Annotated in this window: 9 protein-coding genes; 4 read left to right on the forward strand and 5 right to left on the reverse strand. The window is 59.6% G+C overall.

Features of this window, described 5'->3' with window-relative positions:
* From VGU61_RS13650 to VGU61_RS13665, 4 genes are all read left to right on the forward strand, one after another.
* The coding region (locus tag VGU61_RS13650; protein ID WP_326859692.1) for an acyl-CoA dehydrogenase family protein at positions 1-669 on the forward strand (669 nt) is incomplete at its 5' end.
* Between the two features lie 99 nt (positions 670-768).
* The gene (locus tag VGU61_RS13655) at positions 769-2427 is read left to right on the forward strand and encodes a long-chain fatty acid--CoA ligase (protein ID WP_326859693.1); all 1659 of its coding nucleotides are present in this window, start codon (positions 769-771) and stop codon (positions 2425-2427) included.
* A 121-nt stretch (positions 2428-2548) separates the two neighbouring features.
* Positions 2549-3334, forward strand: coding sequence for an SDR family oxidoreductase (locus VGU61_RS13660; protein ID WP_326859694.1), 786 nt, complete (start codon positions 2549-2551; stop codon positions 3332-3334).
* Between the two features lie 175 nt (positions 3335-3509).
* On the forward strand, positions 3510-5066 hold the full coding sequence (locus tag VGU61_RS13665; protein ID WP_326859695.1) for a class I adenylate-forming enzyme family protein: 1557 nt from the start codon (positions 3510-3512) through the stop codon (positions 5064-5066).
* A gap of 13 nt (positions 5067-5079) precedes the next feature.
* On the opposite strand, the gene VGU61_RS13670 is transcribed toward VGU61_RS13665, so the two are convergent.
* From VGU61_RS13670 to VGU61_RS13690, 5 genes are all read right to left on the reverse strand, one after another.
* Positions 5080-5928 carry an SMP-30/gluconolactonase/LRE family protein gene (locus tag VGU61_RS13670; RefSeq protein WP_326859696.1) on the reverse strand — a complete coding sequence of 283 codons (849 nt, stop codon included), beginning with the start codon at positions 5926-5928 and terminating at the stop codon, positions 5080-5082.
* 62 nt (positions 5929-5990) lie between these two features.
* Positions 5991-7160, reverse strand: a complete 1170-nt coding sequence (locus VGU61_RS13675; RefSeq protein WP_326859697.1) for an ABC transporter substrate-binding protein — start codon at positions 7158-7160, stop codon at positions 5991-5993.
* A 61-nt stretch (positions 7161-7221) separates the two neighbouring features.
* The gene (locus VGU61_RS13680; protein ID WP_326859698.1) at positions 7222-7929 is read right to left on the reverse strand and encodes an ABC transporter ATP-binding protein; all 708 of its coding nucleotides are present in this window, start codon (positions 7927-7929) and stop codon (positions 7222-7224) included.
* Complete coding sequence (locus VGU61_RS13685; protein WP_326859699.1) at positions 7916-8680, reverse strand: ABC transporter ATP-binding protein; 765 nt, start codon at positions 8678-8680, stop codon at positions 7916-7918. The genes VGU61_RS13680 and VGU61_RS13685 overlap by 14 nt, the downstream gene beginning before the upstream one ends.
* Positions 8673-9698 (reverse strand): branched-chain amino acid ABC transporter permease, encoded by a 1026-nt coding sequence (locus VGU61_RS13690; protein WP_326859700.1) that lies wholly within the window; start codon positions 9696-9698, stop codon positions 8673-8675. The genes VGU61_RS13685 and VGU61_RS13690 overlap by 8 nt, the downstream gene beginning before the upstream one ends.
* Between the last annotated feature and the right edge of the window lie 71 nt (positions 9699-9769).

Genomic DNA, 9769 nt, shown 5'->3' on the forward strand with positions numbered 1-9769 from the left:
ATGGGCAAGACCGATCCGGAGAACGGCAATCGCCATCGCCAGCAGTCGATGATCCTGGTGCCGATGGATACGCCTGGCGTCACCGTCCTGCGTCACCTGCCGGTATTCGGTTACGACGACGCCCCGCATGGCCATGCCGAGGTTCGTTTCGAGAACGTCCGTGTGCCCGCAAGCAACATCCTGCTCGGCGAGGGACGCGGGTTCGAAATCGCCCAAGGCCGCCTCGGACCGGGCCGCATCCACCATTGCATGCGCCTGATCGGCAAGGCCGAACGCGCGCTGGAGAAAATGTGCCGCCGCTCGCTGAAGCGGGTTGCATTCGGTAAAGCGGTGGCGGACCAGGGTGTTACCCGCGAGCGCATCGCGAATGCCCGCATCATGATCGACCAGGCCCGTTTCCTGGTGCTGAATGCAGCACACATGATGGATACAGTCGGCAACAAGGCCGCCGCCAAGGAAATCGCGATGATCAAGGTGGTTGCGCCGAACATGGCCTGCCAAGTGATAGACTGGGCGATCCAGGCGCATGGCGCGGCTGGCGTCAGCGAGGATTTCGGACTGGCGCAAGCCTATGCCAGCTCACGCACGCTGCGTCTGGCCGATGGTCCGGATGAGGTGCACCGCAATGCGATCGCCAAGCTGGAACTGTCGCGCTATATCGAGCGATAAGGCGTATGTGCGGATCAGCGGGGACTGAAGCCCCGCCGATCCTGCATTGCGACTTTCGCGTCACGGTTTTGCGTAAGTCAACCAGTCACGGAAACATCGATGTCCAATCGCCACTTCGCCTTTTGGCCAAGTAACCAGCCGCGGCACCTGAGCGTGCCGCAGACCAGCTTGTTCTACAACGTGGAAGTATCCGCCACGCGCTTCCCCGACAAACCGTACATCATTTTTTACGATACGCCGATCACATTCGCCGAGTTCAGGGACGAAGCGGAGCGCATCGCCGGCTATCTCGAGCAGGAATGCGGGGTCAAGAAGGGGGACCGGGTTCTGCTGTACATGCAGAACAGTCCGCAATTCATCCTTGCCTATTACGGCATCCTGCGCGCCAATGCGGTGGTGGTTCCGGTCAATCCGATGAACCTCAGTACCGAACTCCGGCATTACGTGCATGACACCGGCGCAACCACTGCGTTCGTTCCGCAGGACCTTCTGCCGAACATGCAGCCGCTGCTCGGCGACGGGCTGAAGCAAATCGTGGTGGCGGCCTATTCGGATTACCTGAAACGGCCAACGGATCTCAAGGTGCCCGAGTTCGTCGCCGCGCCGCGCGAGCGGGTCGCCGGCGAAGGACTTGTGCTCTGGTCCGACATGCTGGACCGCAATCTGCGTCCCGGACCGATCACCACCGGCCCGGAAGATCTCTGCACGATGCCCTATACCTCGGGCACAACCGGCAATCCGAAGGGATGCATGCACACCCATCGCAGCGTGATGTACAACGCGGTGGCCGGGGTTCAATGGTTCGGCACCACCTCCGATGCGGTGCTGCTGTCGGTATTGCCGTTCTTTCATGTCACGGGTATGCAGGGCAGCATGAATTGCCCGCTATACATCGGTGCGACCATTGTCCTGTTGCCGCGCTGGGACCGGGAAGCCGCTGCGCTATGTGTGGAACGTTACAAGATCAGCGGCGCGCAACTGATCTCCACCATGGTGGTTGATTTCCTGTCGAATCCCAAAGTCGACCAGTACGACCTGTCGACCATGTCGCGCATTCGCGGCGGCGGCGCCGCCATGCCGGAAGCGATCGCGCAGAAACTGACGGACCTGCTCGGCATCCACTATGTCGAGGGGTACGGCATGTCGGAAACCATGGCGGCGACCCATATCAATCCGCCCGACAGGCCGAAAAAGCAGTGCCTTGGCGTGCCGATCTATGACGTCGACGCCCGCGTCGTCGATCCCGCCGATTTCCGTGAACTCCCCCCGGGTGAAACGGGCGAGATCATCGTGTCCGCGCCCCAGGTGATGAACGGCTACTGGAACAATCGGGAAGCAACCGAAGCCGCGTTCATCGAACTCGACGGAAAGCGCTTCCTGCGTACCGGCGACCTCGCCACGACGGATGAAGACGGCTATTTCTTCATGGTCGATCGCCTCAAGCGGATGATCAACGCTTCCGGATTCAAGGTCTGGCCGGCGGAAGTCGAAGCACTGATGTACCAGCATCCGGCAATCAAGGAAGCGTGCATCATCGCCGCCCGCGATGCGAAGCGCGGCGAGACGGTGAAGGCGGTGGTGGTTCTGAAGGACGAATACCGCGGCAAGGTCGGTGAGCAGGACATCATCGACTGGTCGCGGCAGAACATGGCGGCATATAAATGCCCGCGCATCATCGAATTCATGGATTCGCTGCCGAAGTCGGGATCAGGGAAAGTGCAGTGGAGGGAGCTGCAGGAGAGAGATTTGGCGGTGTGAGGTGGACAAGATAGTGGCGCCGGAAAAGCACTTCCGGAAACGATCACTTCACCCTTTGTAGAATCCCCTTCTCCTTGCAGGGGAGGGCGGGGGTGTGAAAAAAACCAACGAGGAGACAAACATGCGTTTTGAAAATCGCGTCACCATCATCACTGGCGCCGCAAGCGGCATCGGCCGCGCCGTCGCCGAACGGATCTTCAGCGAGGGCGGCAGTGTCGCTCTGATCGACCGCAACACGGAAGGCCTCGCGGCCGTTGCGGAATCCCTTGGCGACCAGTCCCGGGTCTGGTTTCGGGCGCTCGACATCTCGAAGGAGAGCGAAGTGGAACAGTGCGTCGCCGACATCTTCGCCCGTTTCGGGCGCGTCGATGCGCTTTGCAACAATGCCGGCATCGCCGGCGGCGATTATTCGCTGATTACCGAAACCGATACCAATGTGTGGCAGCAGATCATGGCGGTCAACGTCATGGGCGCGGTGCACTTTACCAAATTCGCTGCGCGCATCATGCGGGACCAAGGCAAGGGTGCGATCGTCAATACGGCCTCCGTTGCCGGCGTCCGCTCCGGCGCCGGCGGCAATGCCTACAGCGCTTCCAAGGCGGCGGTGATCAATCTCACCCAGACGACGGCCTGCGACCTCGGCGAATGGAATGTGCGCGTTAATGCGGTGTGTCCCGGCCTGATAGAAACCGGCATGACTGCGCCGGTATTCGATCGCGCACGCGCCGCGCAAAAGGAGCACAAGCTCGGCTCGCGTTGCGAGTTGCGGCGTTATGGTCGCCCTGCGGAAGTGGCGGCCGTCATCGCCTTCCTTGCCAGCGACGACGCCAGCTATGTCACGGGCCAGGCGCTGCCGGTGGATGGCGGAAATACCGCTTCGCTGAATCTGCCGGGGATGAAGGTTTGACGGAACGCGCTGTGGCAGGATGCTGCGCTAGGATCGCGTCCGGTTGGAACCACGCAACCATACCGGCGGTACGATGCAATGCTCATATCCGGCTGCATGCGTGCAATGTTTTTCAAATGCCGCCGGAAGAAGCGTCGCTTCAGCAGGCAACCGGATTTTTTACAGGACTTTCAGCATGACCCTTGAACAATTGCTCGACCAGGAATTTGTCACCTTGCCCGATCTGATCCGCGTCCATGCCCGGGATCAGCCGCAGCACGTGGCGTTGATCCAGGACGACCGCTCGATCAACTATGCCGAACTGGATGCGCTGTTGGACCGGATCGTTGCCTCAATGCAGCGGGACGGGCTTGCGTCCGGGGACGCGATCGCCGTCTGCGCCAACAGCTCGATCGAGTACGCAGCGGTATTTCTCGGCGGCTTGCGCGCCGGCGTCGCCGTTGCACCGCTCGCCCCATCATCCACCGCGGAGAGCCTGGTCACCATGGCGGCGGACGCCGATGCGAAACTGTTTTTCGTCGACGCTGCCGTCGCGGCCGAACTGGAGGCGGTAAAAACAACTCTGCCGGCAAAGCTTATCTTCCTTGATGGATCGGCGGAACCTGCATTCAATGCATGGCTTGCACCGGCCGGAGCAACCGGTGCGCCAGTGACGATTGCGCCAGATGCGCCGTTCAATATCATTTACTCGTCGGGGACGACCGGCGCGCCGAAAGGCATCGTGCAATCGCATGGCATGCGCTGGCAACACATTCAACGCGGCGTGCTCAATGGCTATGGCCCGAGTGCGGTCACATTGATTTCGACACCCTTGTACTCCAATACCACGCTGGTCAGCTTTTTCCCCACGTTGGGCCTGGGCGGCACGGTGGTGCTGATGGCGAAATTCGATGCCGGCCGCTATCTCGAACTGGCGCAGCAGCATAAAGTCACGCATACCATGCTGGTACCTGTGCAATATCGGCGCATCATGGCGCATCCCGAATTCGATCGCTACGACCTGTCGACCTTCGAGAAAAAATTCTGCACCAGCGCGCCTTTTTCGGCGGAATTGAAGGCCGATATTCTCAAGCGCTGGCCGGGTGGCCTAATCGAGTATTACGGCATGACGGAGGGCGGCGGAACCTGCATCCTCGCCGCTCACGAACATCCAGACAAGTTGCACACCGTCGGGTGCCCGGCGCCCGGGCATGACATCCGCCTGATCGACGACCAGGGCAGGGAAGTGCCGCAGGGCGAAATCGGCGAAGTGGTCGGCCATTCCGCATCGATGATGAATGCCTATCACAAGCAGCCGGAAAAGACCGCCGAGGTCGAATGGTTCGATCCCTCCGGCAAACGCTTCATCCGAACCGGGGACGTTGGACGCTTTGATGAAGACGGCTTCCTGACGCTGATGGACCGCAAGAAGGACATGATCATCTCCGGTGGTTTCAACATCTATCCGAGCGATCTCGAATCGGTCCTGCGGCAGCATCCGGACCTGGATGACGTCTCGGTGGTCGGCATGCCGTCGGAACGGTGGGGCGAGACGCCGGTGGCGTTCGCGGTTGCCCGAGCAGGAACGTCGCTGACACCGGAATCCTTGCTGGAATGGGCGAATGCCCGGCTCGGAAAGACGCAGCGACTGGCCGCGGTACAGATGGTCGACAGCTTGCCGCGCAGTGCCATCGGCAAGGTGCTGAAGCGCGAACTGCGCGATTCATTCAAGCCGAAGACGCCGATCGCATAAAACGGCGGGCTGCTTACCGGGCGGCCCCCGCTACATCCACGGGCAGGGAAAAGATCTTGCCCGTTCGCTCAACCAGCGATTTTTCAGCCCGTCCCACTCGTCCGGTCACCATGTACAGCGTCTTGCCGTTATTGCCGCCCAGCGCGCAGGCGATGGCCTGCTGCTCGGAGGGTATCCGCGACGATATGGCGCCACCTTCATGGACGCGCAGGAATTCCGATGTCGTTGGCGATGCGACCCAGATAGCGCCTTCGGCGTCGAGGCAGATGCCGTCCGGCGACGCGTCGCCGAGATCCGCCCAGACACGCCGGTTCGATAAGGACCCCTCTTCCGCGATATCGAATGCGGTGAGGCGCTTGCCGAATGTTTCCGCCACCACCAACGTTCGTTCGTCCGGTGTGATGACGCAGCCGTTCGGGAAAAGCAGATTATCCGCCGCAACTTGCGCCTTGCCCTCCGGCGTCACCATGATCAGCACTGTCGGCCTCGGTGCTTCACGCGCGATGAGATCGAAGCCGAAATTGCCGATGTACGCACGTCCGTGCCGGTCGACGACCATGTCGTTGCAATGAAAGGGCGCCAAATCCGAAAGATCGGCGACGACAGTCATCTTGTCGCCATCCTGCCGCAGCAACCGGCGGTCGGTCATCGATACGACCAGCAAGCGGCCGTCAGGAAGCCAACCAAGCCCGGACGGCTGTCCTGGCACCGTGGCGACGGTGTCGACCTTGCCGTCTGCATCAACGCATTTCACTTCATGCGTATAAAAGTCCGAAAACCAGAGCTTGCCGTCGTGCCAGCGCGGCCCCTCGGCAAAGGCGAGGCCGTCGATAACGAGAGTCGGTTTGTCAATCGTGCTCATCAGATCGCTCCAAAAAAAAGCCGGCTCGCAAGCCGGCTTGAACTACGACGTAAAGCGTCCGTTTACTTCGCGGCAGCCAGATTTTGCAGGTTCACTGCCTTGACCTTGCCGCCTTCGACAGTCGCAACGTAGGTATTTGCCGTCGAACCGCCATTCTCCGTCACGCCGTTGATTTCGTTCGGATTATGCTCGCTTGGCAGGCTCTTGAATGCCTTGTCCATCTGGGCGCGGATCGCGGCCGGATCGGAAACGGTCTTCGCCAGCTTCATCGCGACAGCCGTCGCGTGGACAGCAGTGTAGTTGAGCGATACTTCCGAGCTTGGATCCTTCTGGTAAGCTTTCTGGAACTTGTGCACGAACAGGCGGGAGCTAGGACGATTGTCTTCCACCAGCGGCAGCACACCGATTGCGCCCTCGATCGCGCCGTAGCCGCCGATCACCTTGGCCATCTCATCCATCTTCGCCTGGTCGATGATGATGAAGCCGCCCTTGAAACCGAGCTCGCGGGCCTGCTTGACCACCAGTGCCGTCGGCTCCGAAGCGCCGCCGATGAACATGACATCCGGATTGTTCTGCATCACGCGGCTGACGCCACTGTAGAAGTCTGTGGCCTTGTTGTAGGACATCGGATTTTCCGCGACGACCTTGCCGCCCGCCTGTTCCCATGCCGGCTTGAACGCTGCTGTCCAGGCTTTGGCGTAGTCATGGTCGGCGTTGGCAATCGCCACGTTCTTGCCGTACTTGCTCATCGCATGCTTGATGAACGGATTGACGTAGCCTGTGAACTCAGGCGGAATGCGGATCGACAACTGGTTGCCGCGCGCGGTGACCTGCGGGAGGCTGGTGTAGGCCAGCAGCAGGACCTTCGATTTTTCATTGAACGCCTGCACGGCGAAAATGCCACCGGAGTGCGGTACCAGGACAGCAGGGGTCTTGTGCTGCTGGATCAGGCGCTGCACATTGACGCCGGTTTGCGCCGGATTGTACTGGTCATCCAGCGCAACGATCTCCAGCTTATATTTCTTGCCGCCGACTTCGAAACCTCTTTCGTTGATTTCCTTGGCAGCCATCTCCATGCCGGTCAGCACGTTCTTGCCGTAGAGTGCGGCGCCGCCGCTCAGCGGCCCGGAGTAACCGATCTTGACCACTTCCTGCGCAAACGCTGCGCCGGAAGCCGCCATGCCGACTGCGATCGATGCGACGAGGTACTTCAGTTTCGTTTTCATTTGCATTCCAGTCTCCTGTAGGTATATGTAAAACAAAGTTCACATGCTGTGTGCCCTGAACGGAAGTTCAGGCACCGATATAGGCTTTACGCACTTCCTCGTTATTCAGCAGTTCGTCCCGGTTGCCTTCCATGACGATGCGCCCGCTTTCGATCACATAGGCGCGGTTTGCGATCTTCAACGCCGCGTAAGCGTTTTGTTCAGCCAACAATACGGTGGTACCGGCCTTGTTGATTCGTTCAATCACATCGAATACCTGCTTGACCACCAGCGGCGCCAGTCCGAGCGAAGGCTCGTCGAGCAGCAATGCCTTCGGACGTCCCATCAAGGCGCGTCCGATCGCTACCATCTGCTGCTGGCCACCGCTCAGCGAGCCTGCCGGAAGATCTTTTTTCTCGTGCAGGATCGGGAAGAGGGCGAAGACTTCCTCCAGCGAACGGCTGATGCCTTTCTTGTCATTGCGATGCACATACGCGCCGAGGGTCAGATTCTTCAGTACCGACATGCCGGGAAACAGCTTGCGGCCTTCCGGGCAATGCACCACGCCGTCATGCACGATCTGCGACGGCTTCATCCCGACCAGTTCCTTGTTGCGGAAACGGATGCTGCCCGTGCCGGCTTTGTTCAGTCCGCTGACCGTGAGAAAAATCGAGCTCTTGCCGGCGCCGTTTGCGCCGAGCAGAACGACCAGTTCGCCTTCCTTTGCATGGATGCTGACATTGTCGAGCGCGCGAAAACTGCCATAGTTCACCGTTACCTTATCAAGCTGCAGCATGTTCACTCCCCAGGTAGGCTTCGATCACCAAGGGGTTCGCGCGGATTTCGGCAGGCGTACCTTCGGCAATCTTCTCGCCATAATTCAGAACCATGATCTTGTCGGCCAGATTCATGATCATGTTCATCTTGTGTTCGATCAGGCAGACGGTGAGACCGGTCTTCACCATCTTGCGGATCAGTTCCGCAAGGCCGATGGTCTCTTCCGGGTTCACGCCGCCGGCCGGCTCATCGAGGAGGACAAGCGTCGGATCGGTGGACAACGCAAGCGCGAAGGCGACGCGTTTTCGCTCTTCCTGCGAGATATCGGCTGCGATCCGGTGCGAGATGTGCGACAGGCCGACGAAGTCGAGCGCCTCGCGGGCCTTTTCACGACAGATTCTTTCCTCTTCCTTTAATCGCTTGCTGCCGAAAATGACGTCCATCAACCCGGACTGGGTGCGCAGCCGATGACCGACGATCAGGTTATCGAGGACGGTTGCCCGGTCGAACAGATTGGTGGTCTGGAAGGTACGCGAAATCCCCAGCTTGGCGACCTGGTCGGCGCGCAGGTTGGTGACATCATGATCGTTGAACACGATGCGACCGGATGTGGGTTTGTGCGCGCCGCTGATCAGGTTGAAAAACGTTGTCTTGCCGGCGCCGTTCGGGCCGATGATCGCGTTGATCTTGCCTTTTTCAATCGTGGTCGATACATCGTTGACCGCGGTGAGGCCGCCGAATTTCTTGGTGAGGGATTCGATCTTAAGCATGGGAGCCTCCTTCCTGTTTGACGGCACCGGTCACGCGGCTTGCCTTTACCGGAGTCGGCATGGCTGCGGCGGAACGGGATGCGTTGCGCGCCTTCCAGCCGAGGTAGGTGCCGACGATACCGTTGGGCAGGAAGATAATCAGGGCGATCAGTACAGGCCCGAACACCAGGAACCGGTAGTCCTGCAGGAACTGGAGATACTGCGTGATCCACGGCATGGAAAGTGCGCCCAGCAGCGGACCGAAAAGGGTGCCGATACCGCCGACCAGCATGAACATGGTCATGTCGAACGCATGCTCGACGCCGGCAATGCCGGGACCGATGAAGCGCACGGTGCCTGCATACAGTCCGCCTGCCATACCGGCGTAGAACACCGACAGCATGAAGGACAAAACCTTGTTTCGCATCAGGTTGATGCCGAGGGCTTCTGCGAGATCGTCACTGTTGCGGATCGCGACGAACGTGCGGCCGAGAAGGGAATTGACGATGCGATGCATCACCCACACGCTGATGACGAGGAAAAACAGCACCATGTAGTACTGCGCGCGCGGCGTCTCGAAATCAATGCCGGCAATGGGTGGCGGCGCAGGTATGCCGATGATGCCGACCGTGCCATGCGTCAGGCCTTCCCATTTCTCGATCAGCAGGAACATGATGTAGCCGATGCAAAGCGTGAAGATGGAAAAGAAGTGACCCTTCAGGCGCAGCGAAACGATGCCGACGAAAAATCCGATTATTGCGGCAACCACGCCAGACAAGGCAAAAGCGATCCAGAACGGCACCTGGTAGTCAACGGTGAGAATGCCGACGGTGTAGGCGCCGACGGCCATAAAGCCGGCATGGGCAAGATTGAACTGACCGGTATACCCGGTGATGAGATTCAGCCCGATGGTGCCGATCGCAAAAATATAAGCCATCGACATCACGGTCAGGTGGTAATCGTTGCCGACGATAAACGGAAATACCAGGCCGAGCGCGATCAGAAGAAGCCAGCCGATTTTACTGTCGAGATATTTCATGCTTAGCGAACTCCCTTGGTGAACAAGCCTTCCGGACGTACCGAAAGAATCACAACCAGCAATACAAAGGC

This window comes from Noviherbaspirillum sp. (assembly GCF_035944575.1).
In the GTDB taxonomy this organism is placed as follows: domain Bacteria; phylum Pseudomonadota; class Gammaproteobacteria; order Burkholderiales; family Burkholderiaceae_D; genus Noviherbaspirillum.